Raw genomic sequence first — 25,378 nt, 5'->3', positions numbered from 1 at the left:
TACGGCCTCTGGCATTATTACTAATTATTAACCTAAACTAATCTTCTGGTTGAAATACTCTTACATAATCCACTACCATGCGCTGGGGAAAGACGGTTGTAGCGTCAGGACTACCCGGCCATAAACCACCTACTGCCACATTGAAGATGAAAAAGAAGTTTTCATGAAACTCATTGAGATCTTCAGGCTGGATATCTATAACAAAAAACTGCTGATCATCTACAAAGAAAACCATAGACTGAGCATCCCAGACCATAGAAAACACATGAAATTCATCAGCAAATATGCCGGAAGAGAGTGTTGTAGAACCACCATAATCTGCCTTGATATCCTGACTCTGCGCATACCAGTGTAAGGTACTATGAACGGTGGCATCTCTATTTTCCACAGATCCACCCACCATTTCCATGATATCTATTTCACCACATCTAGGCCAGCTTACATCATCTATATTACTCCCTAGCATCCATAAGGCGGGCCATATACCTTGACCTTGAGGAAGTGCCGCACGAATATCTACTCTACCATATCTAAAGCTCTGCTTATCTTTGGTTATAATTCTTGAAGAAGTATAATTATAACCTCCTTGAGCTTCTTCTCTGGCTTCTATTATAAGCATTCCGTCTTGTACCGTTGTGTTATCTTCCTGATAATACTCCAGCTCTTGGTTACCCCAACCATCAACTCCGTTGCCAATTTCATAAGTCCAGTCTGCTGTATTGAGTTCATCACCATCAAATTCATCGCTCCAAACTAAAACCATTCCATCATAACTCTCTGGCGTGGTATAACCTGTAGTAGGTATTTGAAAGTCATCATCGCTATCATCATCATCGTCGTCATCTCTAGGCAATGTTATTTCTACAGTAACACTAGTTTCTGAGTATACCGAACTGGAAGCATGGGCTCTAGCCGTAACTACATATTCACCTGATGCAGTATACGTGTGTGATACAATGCCATTATTCGCTCTGGTGACAGGCTCATTTTCAGCATCACCAAATTGAAAAGTGAAGTAATTAGCATTTTCAGCAGTAGCCGTAAAAGTCACATTATCATCTCCTGAAAGCGTATAATTAAGCTCTAGTCCGGAGGGAGCCATTGCTTCTGGGTCATCATTATCCTCCCCACATGCCCCTACGAACAGAAGGCACAAGCACGTTATTAAAAAATTCTTCTTCATTCTCTATTATTAATTTTCAGCTTTTAAAATAAAACTCCAGAAAGAGCCTCCTACACCTGATATATCAATTGTAATCCCGAGCAACTCATTTTCACCATCATTTACATAGAACATCACCTCATAACTTACTGAACTTTCTGTAGGCGGAGCGCCTGCGTATTCACCTCCATTATAGGCTTTTGGTAGAGCAATAAAAGCCCCTACGCCCTGCAAAGTAATAACTGAAGGTCCTCCAGAATTATTTAAAACAAAATCATGAGTACCAGACATCCAAGGCTCAGCATTAGTACCTACTAAAGTTGATTCATCAATACACCCATCACCTACGCCCATGTATTCTTCTGCGAAAACATCGCCTCTAGCATTATAAACATACTTATTATCTGTTCTGAAAATGAATTCATCATTAAATAAACAAGGTCTGTCGCCAGAAATATCAGCACTACCAAACCACTCTGTACTTCCCTTTGATGGACCTACTCCAAAAGAACCGGCTGCAGGAAGCAGCTTCCAGGTTTTAGAATCATCTCCTGCTAGCTGATTTAAAGTAACTGTATTAGTGGTAGCCAAAATTATAGTTCTTTCTGTAGTAGAAGTACCATTAGCATTAGTGGCAGATAAAGTTATTGTATACATACCTTCTGAAGCGTAAGTATGAACAGGGCTCTCTTCAGTGGAAGTATTATTGTCTCCAAAATCCCAGGTATAACTATCGGCTTCTTCCGTATTATTGGTAAAGCTGATTTGCAAACCGTTAATAGTATAAGAAAAAGCCGGAGCCGGAGGAGTAGCATTGGCCACATCTAATGGAATAAGTGTTTCAAACCAAGCAAGTGAGGGATCAGCTGCATCTTCAAACTTAAGCACCATTCTTTCTTCTTCCAGGCTAAGGATCTGGTAGGTAGACACGCCGGTATAGTACCCAATAAATCCATTATTACTTATTCTCATTGTTTGAATACCATCTGCTCCTTCAGAAATAGTCCAGGTAAGCCCTTCATTAGCATCATAAGGTGCCGTAAAATCACCAGCATTTTCGTAAGCTCCAGGGAAATTACCGGCCTGCTGGGTATTTATAAAAACATCGCCTTTGGTATCTTGAACATAACCAAAACCGTCTAGCGTAAAAGTAAATTCATCATTATAAAGTCCAGAGCCTGCCTTATCATTAGCTGGAGCGGCGTAATAACTTGGGCTATCTCCATCTACTGGTCCTACACCGAAATGACCTGCATTATTAGCATCTACCACCCAGGTTTTACCTTCTAAGTTATCCGGGCCGCCGGTAAGCATGTTATAAATAGGAATATCTAGCAATGATGGATCTGTGGCCGCTATCTCTACAGTCTGCGTATTTGAAGCACTACCTCCTGAGGTATATATGGTTAACGTAACGGTATATGTTCCTTCTACAGGATAGGTACCCCGCACTACATCTCCTTCTGATCCGGTGCCATTGCCAAAATCCCAAATGGCCTTAAAGCCTGGTGATTGGTTAGTAAACACTAAAATATTCTCATTTTCAGCCGAAGGTGCCACAGAAAACTGGACATCAGCAGTAGTAGGAGCTGTACCCAGACCGAAATCATCATCTTCCTGCGGATCACAAGAGACCACCGCAAGCCATGCAAAACTTAAAAATATGTATATATAATTTTTCATCTCTTATCTATTAATATCCTTCATTTTGACTCAAGCTTCCTCCCAGCAAGTCTCTTTCTTCCTGAGGAATAGGAAAGAAACCTTGGGTTTGGGCATTAAACTGTATCTCATAATCTTCAGGATCACTATTTTGAAAGCCTGGACCTGACTGATTAGTTAAGGTTAGCTCACTAGCTGCCACAGCAGGTCCGCGTCTAAGCACATCCCAATATCTATGACCTTCCAGCGCCAGCTCTACTCTTCTTTCATGATAAATATTAGGAAGATTAGCCGTAACACTTGGCATACCCACTCTGTCTCTCACCCTGTCTAAATACTCTTGAGCCCTTCCACCACCATTAGTAGCATGCAACTCTGCTCCCATTAGCAGAACATCTGCAAATCGGATAGCATGGTAGTTATTACCCCAGTTCAGCACAGGGTCTCCCTGATCAGCCTGAAACTCCTTCTTAGTAGTATATTTCTGAGTAAACATACCAGTGTGCTGATAACCGATGGTTAAATCTCCATTAAACTCATTCATGCTAAGAATGGTAGCATCTCTTCTTGGGTCTCCGGTTTCATATGCATCATATAAATCTTGAGTAACTGTACAGAAACTCCAGCCGGCAACATAGTTTTCACTTGCAGGATCTTGCACCCTGGGGCCTTGCATTTGTACCCCTATATTACCTTCACATCCTTGTATATAACTGAAATCACAGCTGATTACCAGGTTAGAATATTGAATCTCAAATACAGATTCTATACTTAATTCGCCAGCGAGCGTAAATAAACTCGCATAGTTAGATACTAAGTCATGACCACTGTTATCTATTACGTCATCAATCATATTCATGGCTGATGCACCATTATAAGTTTCGCCAGCAGCATTAAGATCACCTCCGTAAAAACCGTGATAAAACAAATACACTCTAGGCAATAATGATTTTGCTGCCCAGGCACTAATCCTTCCATCTGTTTGTATCTCTGATGGTAGATCCGGTATGGCTTCTACTAAGTCTGTAGCTATCTGATTATAAATATCAGCAGGATCAGCCTGTGGCTGGTTGTACTCAGATGGGCTAAGAGGTTGTAATACCAATGGCACATTTTCAAAAAACCTTACCAAGTCAAAGTAAAAGTATGCTCGTAAAAACTTAGCCTCAGCTTTCATCTTAGCCAGGTTAGCAGGATCTCCATCCTCTATACCATCAATTTCAGCTAAAAGCTTGTTTGCTCTATAAATACCAGTATAATACTTTTTGTACATACCATATATTTCTCCGTTAGTGGTAGAAATATCAAATTCATCTATCTCTACAATATTAGGAGCATCACTTCTGCTGGCTCCTCCGGCATAGGCATCATCAGAAGCAATATCCAGCAGCATTTGATAGGGGTGATAACCTATTACTGTATTTAACTGAAGCACATCGTAAACAGAAATCAGCGCTTCTAAAGCATCGCCTTCTGTTTGATAAAATACTTCTTCATTTCTGCTGTCGAGTGGCTCTTTATCATCTAAAAGGCCCTCGCAGCTGATTAAGGTCACCAGAAGAAATGCCAGCAACCAATATTTATTTATATATTTTTTCATGATATAATCTGTCATTTTTTAAAGTGATAAGTCTACTCCTACTCTGAATGTCCTGGGCTGAGGGTAAATACCACGGTCTATACCGGTATCCAGCACGTTAGAAGAACCATTGTTATTTAATCTTGAGCCCACTTCAGGATCCAGACCTCTGTAATTAGTAATGGTAAATAAGTTATCTACCGCACCATAAATTCTTACTGATTTAAAAGGTCCTCTTACATTTTCTGGCAGTGTGTAGCCAAAAGTGACGTTTCTCAAACGGAGGAATGAACCACTCTCTACGTACAAATCACTTATTCTACTGTAGTTTTCGTTAGTATCATTAAGGGTAAAGCGTGGAATCTCATTAGAAGTACCTTCGCCAGTCCATCTATCCATAAAATAGGCCGGCATATTAGATTGTGGTAAGTCATGACGTCTTATTCCATTGAAAATTTCGTTGCCATGAACTCCATTGAAAAGGAAGCTTAATGAAAAGTTTTTATAGTTTGCTGAACCATTAAAACCATAAGTTATATCAGGATGCGGGCTACCAATCATAGTTCTGTCCTGATCGTCAATTACGCCATCATTATTATAATCTACAAAGCGAACATCTCCTGCTACCGCATTAGGTTGTAACAGCTCTCCATCAGTATTTGTATAGCTATCTACCTCTCCCTGATTTTGGAAAAGGCCATTGGTTTTATATCCATAGAAATAGCCAATAGGATAGCCTGCTTCCATTCTGGAAACTGTTCCATAAGTACTAATAGATGCTCCGGTAAGTATTCCATTGCTTCCATCTACTGTAAGTACTTCATTATTTAATGTGGCTAAATTACCACCTATAGAGTAAGAAAAATCACCTACACTTCCATTATAACTTAAGGCTAACTCTATACCTTCATTAAGCACACCTCCTACGTTAGAAGCTCCGGCCGCATTACCGGCAATCCCCGGTACAGGTGGCACTAATAGTAAGTCTTTGGTTTCCTTACGGTAATAATCAAAGTTTAAAGAAAGCTTCTCATTAAAAAAGCCTAAATCTAAACCAATATCAGTCTGCTCTGAGGCTTCCCACTTTAAGCCCGGGTTGGCTATAAAGCTTGGAGACGCACCGTCTACATAAGCTTCTCCGGTTGAAGGATCATAAAAAGTATATCCCCTTCCTGTAGCAATAGAAGAAACGTATCGGTAATCACCTATGGCATCACTACCATTTTGTCCCCAAGAAGCTCTAAGCTTAGCAAAGGTAAGTATCTCCTGATCTGGGAAGAATTCTTCTCTACTGGCTACCCAACCTAATGATACTGAAGGGAAGGTACCATAACGGTTATCCGGTCCAAAACGGGTACTTCCATCTCTACGTACAATGGCCGTTACCAAATATTTTTCCTGATAGTTATAAATCACCCTTCCAAAGAAAGATACCAAGGCATTCTCCACTTCATAACCTCCTATGGTAGCCGATTCCGGATCAGTAGCAAAAGCCAGGTTTACGCGATCAGGATCAGTAACTACAAGACCTTGCTTACCTCCACCAAACTGCTCGTATTTTTCTTCTCTCACGGTGTTACCAATTAAGAAGGTGAAAGAATGATCTTCTATGTCCTTCTGGTATTGAAGCGTATTTTCATTCTGCCAGTTAAAAGTTCTCTGCATTTCTTTATTCACAGAGGCATTTTGAACAATAGTAGCTGAATTTAAGTAAGATGCTGGTGAATATCCTTCAGTAACCACATAACCGAGATCCAGACCAAAACTACTTCTAAATTTCAGGTTAGGAATGATTTCATATTCGCCATATACATTACCTACAAACTTATCTACTCTGGTATCTCCATGAGTTACTGCCAGCCTGGCCAGCGGGTTTACTACTTCCTGAGCAATGTAATTTGAAATGGCATAGTAGCGGTCGCCATTCATAACAGCATCATTATTGAAGTATTCAGCGTCAGGGTTATCTTCGTAAACCGGAGTTACAGGATCAAGGTTAATGGCATTACCCATTATTCCTCCAAACTCCTGGTTGGCAGAGATGGCATTTCTGGTTATATAAGAGTAAGATATATTTTCTCCGAAAGTAAAGTGATCTCCCACTTTATGATCTGAATTAATTCTGGCAGAATAACGATCAAACTTAGATTTCTCCCCTCCTACAATACCTTCTTGAGAATAATAAGAAAGCGCTGTGGTATATTTAGAAACATCATTAGATCCTGATAAAGTAATCTGATGATTAGTGATAGGGGCGTTTTTATTATACACCTCTTCTTGCCAGTCAGTACCAGCACCAAGATCAGTATTAGCAAAAACAGGAGAAAGTCCGGCATTGGCAGCTCCCTCGTTCATCATTACCGCATATTCTTGTGCATTAAGTACATCTAGCTTTTTCCAGGCGTTCTGTACACCATAATAGCCACTGTATTGGATGAGAGGCTTACCATTTCCTGATTTAGTAGTGATAAGCACAACACCATTAGCACCTCTGGCTCCATAGATAGCAGCAGAAGCGGCATCTTTTAAAATATCCATTTTAGCGATATCACCAGGGTTTAGATAATCAATTCCTGACACCTGAAAGCCATCCACAATATAAATAGGCTCAGCACTACCGTTAGTACCTGCTCCCCTAATTCTTATAGTAGGCTTATCTCCTGGCTGACCGGATTGACTAGTTACCTGCACACCAGCTACCTTACCTTGTAGAGATTGCTCTATACGGCTAACAGGCGCTTGCGTAATTTCATCTGAATCGATTGAAGCAATGGAGCCGGTAATAGAACTCCTCTTCTGAGTACCATAACCAATTACCACTACCTCCTCCAATGAAGTGATGTCTTCTGAAAGTTCTACATCTATTTTATTTCGGCTATTGAGAGGTACCTCACGGGTAACATAGCCAATGAAACTAAAAACTAAGACTGCGTTATCATTAGATATATTGATAACATAGCCACCATCCATTCCGGTAACAGTACCTTGTGTCGTACCCTTCACCAAAATACTTACCCCTGGCAATGGCTCCCCATTTTCATCGGAGACGGTACCTGAGACCTGAGTCTGGCTATACCCGGCCCAGCCAAGAAGCATGAGAAAACTAAATAGTAGGATTTTTTTCATATTCATAAGGTTATTTAGAGAAATGATTTTTGCAATCGTTTGCGATTCATGCTGCAAACAACTAGATTTAACCTGATATCACAAAAAAAATACTACATCATAAATACATCAACCATCCAAAACCAATGAAAAAAAATTCATCATAAAGAATAAAAATACACCTAATTCCTCTTTAAACACATTTTATGGAATTTATACATCTTCTCATTTAATACTACAAAATACATCAAGTATATTACTACCTTAAATAGATTATTGCGATATGTAATTATGAAAAAAATTGCCTTTTTTCTCCTTTTTGTTGTCTTAACCAGTAAAATATGTATTTCTCAAAACTACAACCTGGGTCTTCCTTTCATTCGTTATTATGCCACTAACGAATATCATGGCGGAATACAAAACTGGTCTATTACCCAAAACAAATATGGATTGATCTATATCGCCAATAATTTCGGCATACTTGAATACGACGGCACCAAGTGGACCATTTATGGAAACAAACAGGGGACTAAGGCCAGGCACATAGCTATAAATGATGAAGGCAAAATTTATGTAGCCAGCCAGGGCGATTTTGGCTATTTATGTCCCGCAAAAACAGGCCAACTTTCCTATACATCATTAGCAGACAGTCTACCAAAAGAATATAGAGACTTTGATGAGACCTGGAAAGTGTTTATTGATAATGAAAGAGTAATTTTTGGCACTTTCAAGCATATCTTTATTTATACTGAGGATGGAAAAATTGACATTATTGAACCTGAATATCCACCCGAAAATATTTTCTTCGTTAATCATCAGCTATATGTCAACCAATTAGAAATAGGGCTTTCTTCACTACATAACCATCAGATCACACCACTTCCCTTCGGCAATAAACTCAAAGACATAAAAATTACCAGTGTACTCTCCCTCACGGGTGATAACCTCTGGATAGCCACTGAAAACGATGGTATTTTTACTACTAACAATAACACTATAACTCCGTGGGAAGGCAGCCTTCCTATATTTAAGGAGGCCTCTATAAAATGCGCTCAGCGATTACGAAATGGAAATTTTGCTATAGGAACACAAAACAAGGGCCTGTTTATCCTTTCTCCTCAGGGTGAATTAATACTACACCTGAATAAGGGACAGGGACTCAATAATAGGACAGTACTCTGCCTCTATGAAGACTTACAAAATAACCTGTGGCTAGGTCATAATAATGGAATAACCTATGTAGAACTGGGCATGCCCTTTTCTTATATCAATGAACAAGTGGGACTCCCCGGCTCCGGCTATGTCGGCTTTTTAGATGACGACAACCTCTACCTTGGCACTAACAATGGCCTTTTTTATAAAAACATTCAGACCCAGGCTACAGAAGAAAAATATAAGTTCATTCCTAATACTGAAGGACAAGTCTATTCTATTGATAAAATAAAGCAACACCTCATGATAGGGCATCATAAAGGAGCCCTGACTATAAATGACCTCCAAGCCAAAAGCATTTCCTCGATACCTGGCTCCTGGACCTTCCTGCCTTTAAAACATCATCCTGATTATGTATTAGAAGGGTATTACAAAGGCCTCAATCTTTATAAGGAGGAAAATGGGCTACTTACCTTTCAGCATAAAATAAAAGGGTTCAATGAGTCATCAAGAGTGATGCAACAAGACAAAAATGGCGATATCTGGATGACACATGGCTATAAGGGAATTTATAGGTTAACCCTTAATGAAAAGCTGGATTCAGTAAAAACAGTGAAATTTTATGGTGAGGAAAATGGGCTTCCTTCTAATTTAATGATCAATGTCTTTAACATTAACAATCGACTGATCTTCACTACCACTAATCAGATCTATAGATATGACGAACAAAATGACCGGTTTGTATTAGATAATTTCTTTTCACCTTATTTCAAAAATGAAGTCATTACAGCGCTGGCTGAAGATACCTTTCAAAACATTTACTTCCTCTCCCCTGATGAAATCGGTATGCTAGAGAGTAAGCCTACTGGCGGCTTTGCTCTAAAAAAGAATATTTTCAACAAGCTACAGGACATGCTGAATGATGACCTGCAAAATGTAAATATACTCAGTGCTAATCAGGTCTTATATGCAGCTAAGGAAGGTTTTATTTTATATGATGCCAACAAAAAAAATATCCCTGACCACAGTTTTCATACGTTAATAAGAAGTGTGAAGCTTACCGGCGACTCCACGACCCTTCTCTTTAGTGGTTTTTTTACTCAAAACGGTACCATTACTAATCACCAGCCTAAAAGCATGATTCCTAAACTAGATTTTAATAATAACTCTATTCAGCTTTCTTACAGCGCAGCTTATATAGATGGTCTTGAAGGAACAAAATATAAATTCTGGCTGGAAAATGCTGACAAAAACTGGAGCGAATGGACTACTAAGACGGAAAAAGAATATACTAACCTGCATGAGGGCACTTATACTTTTCATGTACAAGCTACCAATATTTATGGAAAAGAAAGTGAAATTGCCCATTATACCTTTGTGGTACTGCCGCCATGGTACAGAACTACCTGGGCCTACTTAGGTTATAGTGTTATCATCATCATGTCATTATTCAGCTCCTTTTACCTGTTTGATAAAAAGCATAAGCGCGAGAAAATGGCTATGTCACTTACCCAAGAGAAGGAACTTCACAGAAAAGACTCTGAAATAGAAACCATTACCAAAGAAACTGCCGATGAAATACAGCGGTTGAAAAATGAGAACCTTCAAAAAGAAATAGAAAATAAAAATAAGGAATTAGCCACCTCCACTATGCACCTCATCAACAAAAATGGCTTCATTTCTAATATTAAAAGTAATCTTTCCGGAATATCAAAGCGGAGCAAAAACCAGGAGGTAAAAAAAGAGCTAAGAAAAATCATCACCAATATTGATAAGAATATTTCTCAGGATGCAGACTGGGAGCATTTCTCTTTTCACTTTGATCAGGTTCATGGAGACTTCACTAACCGATTAAAACAGTCATATCCTAACCTGAGTCCACAAGAAATGAAGCTTAGTGCTTATTTGAGACTGAACCTTTCTACCAAAGAGGTAGCTCAGCTTCTAAATATATCAGTAAGAGGTGTAGAAATATGCCGTTATCGACTTAGGAAAAAGCTAGAACTAGAAAGATCAACTAACCTGCAAGAGTTTATTTTGAAGTTCTAAAAGACTATAAGCTAATGGCATTCTTAATATTTCCCAGGTTATAGGCAGTAGCCCAGCCCCTAGTATTAATAATTTGAGCTGCTTCTTGAGACCTTAGACCACTATCGCAGTATAAAATGATTTTTTTATTATGAAAAGCAGTGTGCTGCTCTAACATCTGGAATGGTATGTTAATAGCTCCTGATATGACCTGTCTTTGGTATTCTTTAGGCGATCTTACATCTACTAATAGTGCTCCTTCTCTATGCAGTTTACGAGCTTCTTGTACACTTATGTGTTCTCCAAAATCCAGGTACTTATACATCTCTTCATACAACCAACTAGCTGCACAAAAATGAGTAAAAATCACAATCAACTGCAACACACCAAGTATAGCACCAAAGGCAATAGCCAGATAAGTAAGGTTATTGAATAAGCTAATAGCTATTAATAAGTTGAAAAAAGCTCCTGAAACACATGCTAGTCGGCGAGGAAGTGGGTTTGATAGTCGCTCAAATGGCTTACCTAATAAATGGGCTATTTTACTTACCAGATAATCTAAAGGGTGATATTTCTTCATTACAAACCCTAGAAAACCTATCAAAAAAACCAATACGTTAATTAGTGGCTGTTGAAGTATAATACCTGTTGCGGTAAGCACCAGGCAAATTGCAGGCATTATTTTAACCTTATTCTTCACTCTCTCCAATTCTTCTAAATTACAACTAAGGTATCCTTGTTGTAATAAATATCTGTTAACCATCTCCTATAAAGCCAATTAATAGCAGTAATATATACGCGTAACAGGTAAAAAGTAAGCACCTAGATAGTAGTTACTTACCTAATTTAGCGTTTTACACTTCAAAAACAAATCCCTTTTTCAAAAGGTTATTATACACTGATTCATCAAACCTGTAAAGTCGGGCAGCACGGTGGGCTACATCCTTTTGTTTTTCATTACAGGCTACTAACAAATTCATGTTTATAAACTTCCTTCTAAAGTTAGATTTATCAAGCTCCGTTTCTAAAATAGCTTCATAAAGCTCCTTTATCTGTAGGAGAGTGAATTTTCTGGGTAAAAGATTAAACCCAATGGGTTCGTGTTGAATTTTGTGCTTGAGGTGATTGAAACCATAATCCAGGATGTCATTATGATCAAACAAGAGGCTGGGCACCTCATGGATGTTGAACCAGCGCACATCAGATACCGAAGCACCTGCATTTAGTTCGAAATTTTGTTTGTTTACCAGCGCATAGTAGGCCACGGTGATTACGCGGCGCTCAGGGTAGCGGTTCACTTCTCCGAAAGTTTTCAGTTCTTCCAGAAAAATATCTCTTACCGCAGTTTGGTCTGTTAATATTCGGTAGGCAGCATCATCTACGCTCTCATTGTATTTAATGAAACCGCCAGGCAATGCCCACTGTCCGGCATATTTGCCCTCTCCATGTTTTACCAGAAGAACAAACAGCTTAGACTTCTCAAAACCAAATATTACAGTATCAATGGAAAGTGCTTCTATTACTTTATCAGAAAAGTTACTATTCTCCATAATGCATTCTCTTCAAAATTCGCACTTCCCATTGATTGTTTAATTTATAATATATTAGCTTACAAGCTGCTCAAGAAAGATTTCACTTGATTGTAGATATTCTCTCCTGTAAAGCCAAATTTCTCATCTAGCGTACCAGCAGGAGCTGAGTATCCGAAGTGTTCAAGTCCAAATACTTTACCTTTTTTACCGATAAGACCTTCCATAGTTACTGGTAAGCCCGCAGTTAAAGCAAAGATAGGCGCTTGTTCGTTAAGCACTTCAGCCTGATATTCAGCTGACTGATCTCTGAATAAACCTTCAGAAGGAACAGATACAATGTTTGATTTTATACCGTCTTTTTTCAACAGCTCTGCTGCTTCAAATAAAGTGGCTACTTCAGAACCATTGGCTACTAAAGTAACATCGGCTCCCTCAACAGATTGTACTGTGTAAGCTCCTTTTCTAGCTTGCTCAGCTTCTGCATAACGATCTCCGTCTTTAGCAATAAGGTCTTTTATACCTTGTCTTGAAAATATTAAGCCGGTAGGAGTTTTCTTGTTTTTCAAAGCCATCTCCCAAGCTACTGTAGTTTCTGCTGCATCAGCAGGTCTAAGCGCTAATAAACTTCTCTCCCCTTTATGGTTACGTAGTTTTTCCAACAGTCTCAACTGAGCTTCTTGCTCTATTGGCTGGTGAGTTGGTCCATCCTCTCCTACTCTAAAGGCATCATGCGTCCATAAGTAGATTACCGGTAGCTCCATAAGAGCAGAAAGTCTGTAAGCAGGCTTTTGGTAATCAGAGAAAATGAAGAAAGTACCCACTACAGGAATTATACCTCCGTGTAGAGCCATACCGTTAGCCATAGCAGCCATAGTAAACTCAGAAACACCTGCATGCATAAAGTTTCCGCTGTACTCATGAGGACCAAAGGCCTTAGATTTCTTAAGGAAACCATCAGTTTTATCACTATTAGCCAAGTCAGCAGAAGCTACCACAAGGTTTTCTACTTTATCAGCCAAATAAGCAAGTACTGCTGATGATGCATCACGAGAGGCTATATTAGCCTTTTGTGGTATTTGAGAGAAGTCAATCTCAGGAATATCTCCACTAAAGAACAGCTCAAGCTTTTCTGCCAATTCAGCATTTTTGCTTTTCCACTCTGCTTCTTCAGCTCTTTTTGCTTTTACTTCTTCTCTTTTCTTATCGAGAATTTCTTTATAATAAGACTCTACGTCAGAGAAAATAGCGAAAGGATCTTCTACACTTCCACCTAAGGCTTCCACAGTCTTCTCATAAGAAGCACCTGTACCGCCTACTGGCTTACCATGTAATTCACTATATCCTTCATAAGGCTTGCCTTCAGCATCTACAGCTCCTTTACCCATTATGGTTTTACCAATAATAAGGAAAGGCTTTTCTTTTTCAGCTTCAGCTTCTTTAAGAGCACCTCTGATAGCATCATGATCATGGCCATCAATGGTTACTACTTTCCAGCCCCAAGCTTCATATTTCTTAGCAGTATCTTCAGAAGTCACTTCATCAGTATAGGTACTTAGCTGTACATCGTTACTATCAAAGAACATAACAAGGTTGCTAAGACCAAGATAACCAGCTATACGGCCAGCACCCTGACTTATTTCTTCCTGAATACCACCATCAGATATGTAAGCATATACAGTGTGATCGGTCCAGGCTCCAAACCTTTCTTCTAAGAATTTACCTGCTAAAGCAGCTCCTATACCCATTGCATGTCCCTGACCAAGAGGTCCTGAAGTGTTTTCTACACCTCTTTTATGGTCTACTTCCGGGTGACCAGGAGTTACAGAACCCCACTGACGGAAGTTAGAAACATCTTCTTTAGAATAGTTACCTAAAAGGTAAAGCTGCGAATAAAGCATAGCTGAAAGGTGACCAGGATCCAAGAAGAATCTGTCTCTCCATCGCCATTGCATATCATCTGGGTCGAATTTCAAAAATTCACTGTAAAGAATATGCATAAAGTCCGCTCCACCCATGGGTCCACCAGGGTGACCTGACTTGGCTTTTTCAACCATGGCTACTGATAATAGCCTTATATTATCTGCTGATAACTTATCAAGTTTTATATTAGCCATAAGTATTTACTAGATTTTTAATGTTCTGCTCAAATATAGCGATTAATAATGTTTTCAAACATTTCCTGCTTACCACTTATCAATTTAGGCTCTCCTGCGATGGCAGCTATGTCATAAAGATCTTCTAATTGCAACTTACCTTGTTCAAATTCCTGACCTTTCCCTGAAGCGAAAGTAGCATATCTGTCTGCTCTCAATTTCTTATATTGGCTGTTTTCCAAAATTTTATCTGCAGTAATCAACGCTCTGGCGAAAACATCCATTCCTCCGATGTGTGCGTGGAAGATATCATCAAGATCTGTAGAGTTTCTTCTGGTTTTAGCATCGAAGTTAACACCTCCACCTTTGAAACCACCACCTTCTAAGATGATAAGCATAGCTTCTGTTATCTCATAAAGATCAACAGGGAATTGATCTGTATCCCATCCGTTTTGGTAATCACCTCGGTTAGCATCTATACTTCCTAAAAGACCAGCATCTACAGCGGTTTGTAACTCATGAGTAAAAGTATGTTGCGCTAAGGTAGCATGGTTTACTTCCAGGTTAAGTTTGAAATCATCCATCAAGTCATAAGCTCTTAAAAAGCCGATTACTGTGGCTGCATCAAAATCATACTGGTGCTTAGTAGGCTCAGCTGGCTTAGGCTCAATGAAAAACTGACCTTTAAAGCCTTGTTTTCTGGCATAATCTTTAGCCATGTGAAGGAATCTGGCCAAATGCTCTTGTTCCTTTTTCATATTAGTGTTCAATAAAGACATATAGCCTTCACGTCCACCCCAGAATACATAGTTTTCACCACCTAACTTAATAGTAGTATCAAGTGCATTTTTAACCTGACCGCCGGCATAAGCCAACACACTAAAATCTGGATTAGTGGCTGCTCCATTCATATATCTTGGGTTGCCAAACAGGTTAGCTGTACCCCATAATAATTTTACACCTGAAGCCTTTTGTTTTTCGAGTGCATAATCTGAAATAAGCTGTAATCTTTTTTCAGAAGTTTTGAAATCAGCACCTTCTGAAGTTAAATCGAAATCATGAAAACAGTAATATGGAGCTCCCAGCTTAGTGATGAATTCAAAAGCCGCATCCATTTTATCTTTTGCTTGCTGATCAGGATCAGTAGCTACTTGCCAAGGGAACTGTTTAGTACCAGGACCAAAAGGATCTCCACCAGTAGCACAGAATGTATGCCAGTAAGCTACTGCAAACTTGAAGTGTTCTTTAAGTGTTTTACCACCTACTACTTTATTTTCATCATAGTATCTAAAAGCCAAAGGGTTGTCCGATTCAGGACCTTCGAAAGCAATCTTTCCTATTCCTTTGAAATATTCCTTGTCTCCCATTAAAACATCTTTATTACTCATTATTCATCAGGTTTATTTGTTCTTTAATAAAATTTCTAAATCTTTTTTCCAGGTATTATAGGCCTGCTGATAAGCAGCTACATCATCACTCATCTGGTAAGTGTTTACTTTCTCCGCTTTTCCATAAATATCATCTAAAGCGGTATACCTACCGGTAGCGAGTCCTGAGCCACGGGCAGCGCCTACTGCTCCTGTAGTTTCAATCACTTCTATGGTACAACCCGTTAAGGTGGCCACTGTAGTGGAAAATACTTTAGAGCGGAAGAGGTTATCATTACCCACTTTAATAACATGAGTCTCAATACCCATCTCTTTCAATATTTCTACACCATATACAAACGCAAATGCGACACCTTCTAGTGCTGCTCTGTACATGTGAGCTTTACCATGAATGTTAAACTGAATGTTATTGATTTGAGCTCCTATAAACTGATTTTCCAGCATTCTTTCAGCCCCATTTCCAAAAGGAACTACACGCAGGTCATCAGCTCCCACGGGCACGGTGTTAATCATCTCTTCCATTTGATCATAAGTGATGTTATCACCCGCCACCTGCTGTTTTATCCATCGGTATTGAGAGCCTGCACCATTAATGCAAAGCAATACTCCTATTCTTTGTGCCTCTGCCTGGTGATTTACGTGGGCAAAGCCATTAACACGAGAGGCCTTATCATATAAAGGCTGGTCAACCACAGCATAAACCACACCTGAAGTACCACCTGTAGCGGCTATTTCTCCCGGCTTGGTCACTTGTAAAGAAAGAGCATTATTAGGCTGATCACCGGCACGATAGGTTACCGGAGTACCTGCTTTTATACCCAAAAACTCGGCGGCCGCTTCCGTTACTTCTCCTTGAACAGAAAAAGTATCAGCTATTTCCGGCACTAAAGCTCTATCTATATTATAATGATCTAATACAAACTGGGCAACATCGTTATTCTGAAAATCCCAAAGAATGCCCTCTGAAAGGCCTGACTTGGTAGTAACGATTTTACCAGTCATTTTCATACCTATAAAATCACCCGGCAGCATGAACTTATGCACCTTATTATATATCTCAGGCTCGTTATCCTGCACCCACTTAAGCTTAGAAGCCGTGAAGTTACCAGGCGAATTAAGTAAATGAGAAAGACATTTCTCTTCACCTATATTTTTAAAGGCTTCATTACCAATATCTACGCTACGGCTATCACACCATATAATAGATGGCCTAAGCACTTTTTGATCTTTATCTACCAGCACTAAACCATGCATCTGATAAGAAAGGCCTATTGACTCTACATCCTGACCATTAACATTAGTTTTAGTTAGCAGCTTCTGACACACCTTACCTATATACTCCCACCACTGCTCCGGATCTTGCTCTGCCCAGCCTGTTTTTACAGCCTGAATTTCCATTTCAGTTTCTGGGTACTGAGCCATACCTACTGTTTCGCGGGTTTCTGCATTTACTAAAGCCGCCTTGATAGACGAACTTCCAATATCAAAACCGATTAAATATTTACTCATGAGGGAAATTATTGTGTTTTTTATGATTTTGGGATCGTTTTCTAGCCTCAAAAGGCAAAATTCCTCCCCATCACCTTCCCAATATTACAGTATAAGATTCAGAATACCGAACAATTTTTAATATTTATAGTCAAAATGACCATAATTAATTTAAAGGTAAAATTAACGTCTAAAAATTACGTTTAGAGAAACGAAAAAGTAACATCAGCTTAGTCATATGCTATCCATTTCAAGCAAGTGTAACATCACTTCCTGCACCTAAATTAGGTGAAAATTTATCACAGATTATTTCGCCTTTTAAAAACTATCTATTAGTATAAATTGTATGATTTATGATTGCAATATCTATATATTTACACACTAAATTTTAAGCTGTGAGTGACAGAAAAGTAAAAATAGGAACAGTACAAATGACTTGCTCTTCAAACCCTGAAGAGAACTTAAGTAAGGCCATCGAAAAAATAAAAGAGGCTGCAGCTCAGGGAGCACAAATAGTATGCTTACAAGAGCTATTCAAATCATTATACTTCTGTGATGTAGAAGATTATGACAATTTTAACCTTGCCGAAAGTATACCCGGGCCATCTACTGATGCCATATCAGCGGTAGCCAAGGAACTTGGGGTGGTAGTGATTGCTTCTTTATTTGAAAAAAGAGCACAAGGTATCTACCACAACACTACTGCAGTGCTAGATGCTGACGGAGCATATCTGGGAAAATACAGAAAAATGCACATTCCTGATGATCCTGGTTATTATGAGAAATTTTACTTCACTCCCGGAGATTTAGGATATAAAGTATTCAAAACCAAATTCGCCACCATAGGTGTATTAATCTGCTGGGATCAGTGGTACCCGGAAGGAGCCAGAATTACAGCATTAAAAGGTGCGGAAATCTTATTTTATCCTACTGCCATTGGCTGGCACAAAGATCAGGATATCGATACTAATGATGAGCAATACCAGGCTTGGCAGACCATACAGAGATCTCACTCAGTGGCTAACGGAGTGCCTGTAGTGTCAGTAAACCGTGTGGGGCATGAAGCAGACATGACATTCTGGGGTGGCTCATTTATCACTAATGCCTTTGGTAAATTACTATACAAAGCATCTCATGATCAGGAAGAAATACATGTACAGGAGCTAGATCTTAGTAAATCTGATCAATACCGTACGCATTGGCCATTTATGAGAGACAGAAGAATAGATTCATACCAACCTATAACCAAGAGATTTATAGATGAAGAATAACGGCTCTTCTTTGCTTTTTGAAGGCAAAACTCCCAAAGAACTAGGTTATTACTTTCCGGCAGAATTCGCAAAACATGAGGCCACCTGGCTAAGCTGGCCTCATAAGGAAGAATCATGGCCGGGAAAAATTAAGACTATATACGAACCTTACGCAGAGTTTATAAAAGTACTCACCTCTGGCGAGAAGGTAAGGGTAAATGTGGCAGATGAAAATATGAAAGCCAGCACCATTAGTTATTTAGAACAAAATGGCACTGATCTATCGCAAGTAGAGTTTTTCATACACCCTACTAATGATGCCTGGTGCCGCGATCATGGGCCGGCTTTTCTAGTAAACCCTGAGGCCGCTCAGAAAAAAATCATAATTGATTGGGGATATAATGCCTGGGGCGACAAATATCCTCCTTATGATCTGGATGATGTTATTCCTACTAAAATAGCTCAGCATTTTAATCTGCCAGTGCTTCACCCTGGTATAGTGATGGAAGGTGGTTCTGTGGAATTTAATGGAAAAGGCACTTTGCTAACCACAAAATCATGCTTACTAAACCCTAACCGTAACCCTGAACTCAACCAGGAAAAAATAGAGCAATACCTCACTGATTATTATGGTGTAGACCAGATACTTTGGTTAGGAGACGGCATAGAAGGTGATGATACTGACGGACACATTGATGACCTCACCAGGTTTGTAAACGAAGACACAGTAGTAACTGTGGTAGAGCATAACAAAAGCGACAATAACTACGGCCCTTTACAAGAAAACCTTGAGCATTTAAAAACGCTAAGATTATTAAATGGTAAGCAAATCAATATTGTAGAGCTACCCATGCCAAGAGAAATTATTTATGAAGACATGAGACTGCCTGCTTCTTATGCTAATTTTTACATCAGCAATAATCATGTGATAGTACCTACTTTTCAGGATAAAAATGATGACAAGGCATTGGACATTATAAGTCAGTGTTTTCCTGAAAGAAAGGTGATTGGAATTAGCTCTCTGGACATTATTTGGGGGCTAGGTTCATTCCATTGCCTCAGCCAACAAGAGCCAGCAATATAATTATGAAATGGAATAATTTCCGTATACAGGAAATTATTCCATTCTCATACATTTGATTTACAGACACTTATCAAATGGCCAACAAATTGATTTTAGAACGGAAATTAAACTCCGGTGCTTATGAAGTCAATTTGTACATTTCTATTTTTAATCACCTCATATACCGTATTCCCACAATCTTGTCCGACCATAGATAAACGGAATAATGGAAACGGCCAAGCCAACCGCTGCGCAGGTATAGATGGCACACCTGTAGCTTCCAATTTTGTAGGAACCAGTTATGCTATTGCTCCTTCCAACATGGCTAAAACCGGGGACATTACCTTCGTATATGATGCTCCCATTACCTCTCCTCCTGCAATAAAAAGAATATGGATTGGCAACGTACTCTCAGAAGTTATTGCAGGTCCAGCCTCGGTTCCTGAGATTTCCGGCAATACTACTATTGTGAAATATTGCTTTTACGTATCCAATTTACCTCCTGCGGCTAGTTTTACACTAGAGTTTGTAGATCCACAAACAGATTCCGTTCTTTCCTATTGCGGCTACAGTGGCAGCGATGACTCAAATGTTTCACCTCCTGTAATTTTAACTCAGCCTTTAAGTCAGACTTCATGTACCGGAGAAACTGTTAATCTTTCTGTAATTGCAGAAAGCACAAATGCAGGCGCATTAAACTATCAATGGCGTAAAAATGGAGCTGAAATAGACGGCGCCACACAATTCACCTACGCTATAAGCCCAGTAGCCCTTGAAGATGCCGGTCAATACGACTGTCTCGTAGGTGAGGCTACTGGTTCTTTTGTACTGTCTGACTTTGCCATGCTAAAAACAGTTGATTGTAGCACCAACAATGTCTACATGGATAAATGTGGAAATGGCAACTTAGTACAAACCTTCACCGATAGCTGGAACAATGCCTGGGTGGACTACAACAATGATAATTGGGAGGATTTGTTCATTACGAATAAACATGATGCGAGCAGCAATTATTTATACGAGAACAATTCTTCCTCATTTTCAAAAATAACTGGAGGACAGCTATTAAGCAGTTTCAATAAATCTGCGTCCTCAGCCTGGGCAGATATTGACAATGATGGAGATATGGATGTCTGCGTAGTAAATGCCACGGGTAGCGCTAGTATGATTTACCTTAACAATGGTAATGAGACCTTTACCAGCCTGCCTAATAGCGGAGTAGATGCTCACCCTCAATATTTCCACGGAGCCGCTTGGGCCGATTTTGATAATGATGGTTATGTAGATCTAATATTGACTAATTTTTTCCAGACAAGATTCCATCATCTTTACAAGAACAATGGCAACAATACCTTTACAAAAATCACTAACACACCGGTAACTGCAGAAAGCAATCGCTCTACTTCTCCTCTCTTGGCTGATTATGATAACGATGGTTTAGTAGACATTTTCATTCCTAATGGAAACAATCAGGCTAATTCATTTTTCAAAAATCTGGGCAACTTCAGATTTACCAAAATTACATCAACGGCCATCACTTCAGCCAGTAAAAATGCTGTAGGCGGCGCTTGGGGAGACTATGATGGAGATGGCTTTTTAGATCTATTCATAGCCAATTCTTCGAATCAAAATAATGAATTATATAAGAATAATGGAAACGGTACTTTCTCTCAAATTAATGCATCTATTGTTTCCAATGATAAGGGCCATAGTCATGGTGCCAACTGGATTGACATCGATAACGATGCTGATCTTGACCTCTTCGTCACTAATGACAATGGCCCTAACTTTCTTTACTTAAACGATGGAGCTGGCAACTTCATCAAAGCAGAAGATGAAGAAATAGCCACAGATATAGGCTTAAACTACGGACAAGCATGGGCTGACTACAATAAAGATGGCTTTTTAGATGTAATGATATCTTTTCATAGCAACCAGAAAGACAGGCTTTATTGCAACAAAACCAATGGAAACAATTGGATAAATATTAAGCTGGAAGGCGTGGTTAGTAATCAAAACGGTATAGGAGCCCAGATAAAAGTAAAAGCTAATGGCAAATGGCAATATCGAGAAATCAACCCTATGAGCGGGTTTGGCAGCCAAAACAGCATTAGAGCTCATTTGGGATTAAATGATGCCTCCGTAATTGATAGTATTGAAGTCAATTGGCCTTCAGGTATTAAGCAAATCTTAACTAGTCAGAACACCAATCGCTTCATGACAATAGTTGAAGAAAGTGCTAATTCGGTGCAAGGCTTGGTGTTTCATGACCTTAATGGCAACTGTATTAAAGATACTGAAGAACCTACCCTAAGTGACATTGCTCTAATCATTAACGAGCAACAACGGCAAGTATCTTCTGACAAAAACGGAGCACTTAATTTTCATATTCAGGAAGGAACCTATAATTTCTCTTTGGCTGAAAACAGCTATTGGAATATGGCTTGTTCCTCTGAATTTACTGTAGCTACTGGCAACAACAACATTAATATTCCATTACACACCTCCACCTCAGGTTATGACCTTACAGTAGATTATAGCACCACAGCATGGAGAAGAGGTTTCACTTCAGAATCAGTTATTAGCTATAGTAACCTAGGCACTGTAAATGCCTCCAATTCCTATTTAGTGGTTCAGTATCCTGCTGAAGTAAAAATTAATCAGGCCAGTGTTCCGTACACACAAGATACTGATAACGAATATACCTTCTTTATAGGAACAGTGAAACCGGGAGAGACCAAAAGCATAATAGTAACCGATTCAGTAACACTTGATGCTACAGTAGGTCAAGAATTCACTGTAACTACTACTATAGCGGCAGATGGAACAGATCTCAATTTAGAAAACAATATAGCCACAGAGCTCAATACTATCGTCGGGGCTATTGACCCGAATGATATAGCAGTATCGCCTCGGGGCCAGGGATCCGATCACTTTGTAAGTAAAGATGAAGTACTGACATATAAGATAAGATTTCAAAATGTAGGTACTTATTATGCCTCTCGCGTATCCATAAGCTGCCCGCTATCTAGTTATCTGGATTTCTCTTCTATTGAAATAGTAAATGTGAGCCATGATTACCAATACAGTATAGATCAAAGAGGAGTTTTAAGAATAGACTTCCCTAACATTCACTTGCCTGACAGCACTACTAATGAAATGGATAGTCATGGATTCTTTAAATTCAAAATTAAGCCTAAAGCTGATTTAACGGGTGGTGAGCAAATCATTGAGAAAGCTACAATCGCCTTTGATTATGAGGACCCAATCACTACCAATTCGGTTTTTAATACTATAAAATATGAAAGCAAAGGGGATACTTATCAATTACTGATATACCCTAACCCAGCCACAGATGAGGCACATTTTACCCTGGACATAGAATTCTATAAATATGATGACTATACAGGACTCACTCAGATAGATGTGTATAGTTTGCAAGGAAATCTAGTAAAACAGTACATTCCTAATGATGAAGATTTCACTTCTATCGATCTGGCCGGATGGCATGAAGGACAGTACATCATTAAAGCCTATGATGCTAAAAATAATGTTTATTTAGGGCGATTGATAAAATATTAAAGAGATAAAAACCAAAAGCTCTCAGGGTTAAACGCCTTGAGAGCTTCTTTATATTATTTAGCTAAAGCATCAGCTATAGAGACTGCTCTCTTCACCTGATGCTCCACAGCCTTTTTAATACTTTCTTCATCTCCAGTCATGTTTCCTTCCATATCCACTGAAACACTGGTACCGTAAGGATTACCACCGGCTGCATATAAAACTTCATCTGTATATCCAGGAGCAGCTACAATAGCCCCCCAATGATACATGGTAGTATATAAAGATAATAGAGTAGCCTCTTGCCCACCATGCGTATTCATAGCGCTAGTCATACCAGTAACCACTTTATTTATAAGCTTACCTTTTTGCCAAAGCGGGCCGGTACTATCTAAAAATTGCTTCAGTTGTGATGGGACATTTCCAAAACGAGTAGGAGCACTAAACACAATGACATCTGCCCATTCTAAATTATCTAAAGTAACTTCAGGCACATCTTTCGTTTCCTCCACATGCTTTTCCCAGGCGGGGTTTTGACTAATTACGCTATCCGGGGCTAGTTCTGGAACTTTGAAAATCTTAGCTTCAGCACCTGCTTTTTCAGCACCCGCTTTAGCTATATTCGCCAATTTATAATTACATCCTGTAGAGCTGTAATAAACCACAGCAGTTTTCAATTTACTCATAGCTTTTCTGTTTAGTTCATTGTAATGTTCGAACAATGAACAGCTCAGAAAAGGAATTGTTTAGCCATCAGGGTAGCCAAACCGCTCGAGAAATATTAATTATGTACTCCTGCCAAAAGGTATAAGACGGCCATTCTCACTGCTACTCCATTTTCTACCTGGTCTAATATAATGGCATGTTCAGAGTCAGCTACATCGCTATTAAGCTCTACGCCCCTATTAATAGGTCCTGGGTGCATAATGGTTATTTTCTTATCCAATTGATCGAGCATCCTTCTGTTAATACCATAATACAAGGAATATTCTCTCAAAGAAGGGAAATACTTAATTTGTTGTCTTTCCAGCTGAATACGCAACACGTTGGCCACATCACACCACTGCAGAGCTTTCATCACATCCAGTTCTACTTTCACGCCAAGGGAGCTGATGTATTTTGGTAAAAGCGTATTAGGACCACACACCATTACTTCGGCTCCCATTTTCTTCAGAGCAAAAATATTAGATATAGCCACTCTGGAATGAAGTATATCACCAATGATAGCCACTTTCACCCCTTGCAATGTACCATGTTTTTCAAGAATAGAGAAGGTATCGAGCAAAGCCTGAGTTGGGTGCTCATGAGTACCATCACCGGCGTTAACAATGTTTGCATCTATATGCTTAGACAAGAAATGGGGGGCTCCGGGGCTACTATGCCTCATTACCACCATATCCACTTTCATTGCCAGAATGTTATTCACCGTATCCAGCAAAGTCTCTCCCTTTTTCACAGAACTGTTAGACGATGAAAAGTTCACCACATCGGCAGAGAGCCTTTTCTCTGCCAGCTCAAAGGAAAGCCTTGTTCTGGTAGAGTTTTCAAAAAACACATTAGCAATAGTGATGTCTCTCAGGGAAGGAACCTTTTTTATAGGACGATTAATAACATCCTTAAAGGTCTTAGCAGTTTCATAAATAAGTTCAATGTCTTTCTCTGTAATATTTTTTATGCCAAGCAGGTGTTTTTGACTTAATTGTGACATCTATTTTTCTTCCTTATTTATCAACCAAATTTTGTTATGTTTTCCGCCTTCCAGCTCCACCAATACGCGCTGCGACTCTAATGTAGTCACATCTTTACCTATAAAATCAGGTTCTATAGGCAGGTGTCTGGAGTATTTTCTGTTTACTAAAACCAGTAGCTCCACCTTTTTAGGCCTACCAAAGGCGATCATCGCATCCAGTGCTGCCCTTACAGACCTGCCCGTAAACAGGACATCATCTATAAGCACTACATTTCTGTTCTCTATAATAAATGGAACCTTAGTAGCATTAGCTTTCACTGGCGTATCCCGTCTTCTAAAATCATCTCTGTAAAAGGTAGTATCCAAATATCCAAGATCAATTTTAGTCTTCAGGTCTTCCTCCAATTTTTGATGGATCATATCTGCCAGATGTATTCCTCTGGGCTGCATCCCTAAAATTGCAGTTTCGCTAAAATCTCCATGAGCTTCAATTAGCTGTTGACATAACCTGTCAACAGTAATGTGTAAAAGGTGGGTATCGAGTATTAGTTTCTTTTGCATGGCCTAAACTCATGCAAATATAGAGAAAACTTTTAATCAGCCTGAAAAGATTCCATTAAAGAAT

At 39.2% G+C, this 25,378-nt stretch carries 16 protein-coding genes; 4 read left to right on the top strand and 12 right to left on the bottom strand.

Annotated elements, in window-relative coordinates; translation table 11 throughout:
• Nucleotides 1-37: 37 nt before the first annotated feature.
• Genes LVD15_RS16080 through LVD15_RS16060 form a run of 4 tightly spaced genes read right to left on the bottom strand, consistent with a single transcriptional unit; the run spans nucleotide 38 to nucleotide 7,529 of the window.
• Complete coding sequence (locus LVD15_RS16080; RefSeq protein ID WP_233776232.1) at nucleotides 38-1,183, bottom strand: family 16 glycosylhydrolase; 1,146 nt, start codon at nucleotides 1,181-1,183, stop codon at nucleotides 38-40.
• 9 nt (nucleotides 1,184-1,192) lie between these two features.
• Complete coding sequence (locus LVD15_RS27000) at nucleotides 1,193-2,845, bottom strand: PKD domain-containing protein (protein ID WP_305038964.1); 1,653 nt, start codon at nucleotides 2,843-2,845, stop codon at nucleotides 1,193-1,195.
• 10 nt (nucleotides 2,846-2,855) lie between these two features.
• Nucleotides 2,856-4,424: a RagB/SusD family nutrient uptake outer membrane protein gene (locus LVD15_RS16065; protein ID WP_233776231.1), complete on the bottom strand. Its 1,569-nt coding sequence runs from the start codon at nucleotides 4,422-4,424 to the stop codon at nucleotides 2,856-2,858.
• Between the two features lie 18 nt (nucleotides 4,425-4,442).
• A complete protein-coding gene (locus LVD15_RS16060) occupies nucleotides 4,443-7,529 on the bottom strand; it encodes a SusC/RagA family TonB-linked outer membrane protein (protein WP_233776230.1) in 3,087 nt (1,028 codons plus the stop codon).
• A 270-nt stretch (nucleotides 7,530-7,799) separates the two neighbouring features.
• On the opposite strand from LVD15_RS16060, the gene LVD15_RS16055 reads away from it, so the two are divergent.
• The gene (locus LVD15_RS16055) at nucleotides 7,800-10,709 is read left to right on the top strand and encodes a triple tyrosine motif-containing protein (protein ID WP_233776229.1); all 2,910 of its coding nucleotides are present in this window, start codon (nucleotides 7,800-7,802) and stop codon (nucleotides 10,707-10,709) included.
• Between the two features lie 4 nt (nucleotides 10,710-10,713).
• Here the strand turns inward: LVD15_RS16055 and LVD15_RS16050 are convergent, their stop codons facing one another.
• The 5 genes from LVD15_RS16050 to LVD15_RS16030 form a co-directional block, all read right to left on the bottom strand.
• Nucleotides 10,714-11,451: a DUF4395 family protein gene (locus tag LVD15_RS16050; protein ID WP_370687369.1), complete on the bottom strand. Its 738-nt coding sequence runs from the start codon at nucleotides 11,449-11,451 to the stop codon at nucleotides 10,714-10,716.
• A 91-nt stretch (nucleotides 11,452-11,542) separates the two neighbouring features.
• Nucleotides 11,543-12,238, bottom strand: coding sequence for an NUDIX hydrolase (locus tag LVD15_RS16045; RefSeq protein WP_233776227.1), 696 nt, complete (start codon nucleotides 12,236-12,238; stop codon nucleotides 11,543-11,545).
• Between the two features lie 59 nt (nucleotides 12,239-12,297).
• Nucleotides 12,298-14,334: a transketolase family protein gene (locus tag LVD15_RS16040; protein ID WP_233776226.1), complete on the bottom strand. Its 2,037-nt coding sequence runs from the start codon at nucleotides 14,332-14,334 to the stop codon at nucleotides 12,298-12,300.
• A 29-nt stretch (nucleotides 14,335-14,363) separates the two neighbouring features.
• On the bottom strand, nucleotides 14,364-15,701 hold the full coding sequence (gene xylA, locus LVD15_RS16035) for a xylose isomerase (protein ID WP_233776225.1): 1,338 nt from the start codon (nucleotides 15,699-15,701) through the stop codon (nucleotides 14,364-14,366).
• A 12-nt stretch (nucleotides 15,702-15,713) separates the two neighbouring features.
• Nucleotides 15,714-17,210 (bottom strand): xylulokinase, encoded by a 1,497-nt coding sequence (locus LVD15_RS16030; protein ID WP_233776224.1) that lies wholly within the window; start codon nucleotides 17,208-17,210, stop codon nucleotides 15,714-15,716.
• 374 nt (nucleotides 17,211-17,584) lie between these two features.
• On the opposite strand from LVD15_RS16030, the gene LVD15_RS16025 reads away from it, so the two are divergent.
• The 3 genes from LVD15_RS16025 (at nucleotide 17,585) to LVD15_RS16015 (ending at nucleotide 23,084) form a co-directional block, all read left to right on the top strand.
• Complete coding sequence (locus LVD15_RS16025) at nucleotides 17,585-18,460, top strand: carbon-nitrogen hydrolase (RefSeq protein WP_370687368.1); 876 nt, start codon at nucleotides 17,585-17,587, stop codon at nucleotides 18,458-18,460.
• Nucleotides 18,450-19,523, top strand: a complete 1,074-nt coding sequence (locus LVD15_RS16020) for an agmatine deiminase family protein (protein ID WP_233776223.1) — start codon at nucleotides 18,450-18,452, stop codon at nucleotides 19,521-19,523. The genes LVD15_RS16025 and LVD15_RS16020 overlap by 11 nt, the downstream gene beginning before the upstream one ends.
• Before the next feature lie 120 nt (nucleotides 19,524-19,643).
• A complete protein-coding gene (locus LVD15_RS16015) occupies nucleotides 19,644-23,084 on the top strand; it encodes an FG-GAP-like repeat-containing protein (protein WP_233776222.1) in 3,441 nt (1,146 codons plus the stop codon).
• A gap of 53 nt (nucleotides 23,085-23,137) precedes the next feature.
• Here the strand turns inward: LVD15_RS16015 and wrbA are convergent, their stop codons facing one another.
• The 3 genes from wrbA to pyrR all read right to left on the bottom strand — a co-directional run bounded on the left by wrbA (nucleotide 23,138) and on the right by pyrR (nucleotide 25,314).
• On the bottom strand, nucleotides 23,138-23,749 hold the full coding sequence (wrbA, locus tag LVD15_RS16010; protein ID WP_233776221.1) for an NAD(P)H:quinone oxidoreductase: 612 nt from the start codon (nucleotides 23,747-23,749) through the stop codon (nucleotides 23,138-23,140).
• Between the two features lie 95 nt (nucleotides 23,750-23,844).
• Nucleotides 23,845-24,771 (bottom strand): aspartate carbamoyltransferase catalytic subunit, encoded by a 927-nt coding sequence (locus tag LVD15_RS16005; RefSeq protein WP_233776220.1) that lies wholly within the window; start codon nucleotides 24,769-24,771, stop codon nucleotides 23,845-23,847.
• Nucleotides 24,772-25,314, bottom strand: a complete 543-nt coding sequence (pyrR, locus tag LVD15_RS16000; protein ID WP_202243087.1) for a bifunctional pyr operon transcriptional regulator/uracil phosphoribosyltransferase PyrR — start codon at nucleotides 25,312-25,314, stop codon at nucleotides 24,772-24,774. It abuts the gene before it with no gap.
• Nucleotides 25,315-25,378 lie beyond the last annotated feature (64 nt).

This window comes from Fulvivirga maritima (assembly GCF_021389955.1).
Taxonomy (GTDB): domain Bacteria; phylum Bacteroidota; class Bacteroidia; order Cytophagales; family Cyclobacteriaceae; genus Fulvivirga; species Fulvivirga maritima.
Note: the sequence above shows the minus strand (reverse complement) of the source record. Positions and strands in the feature narration are given on the sequence as shown.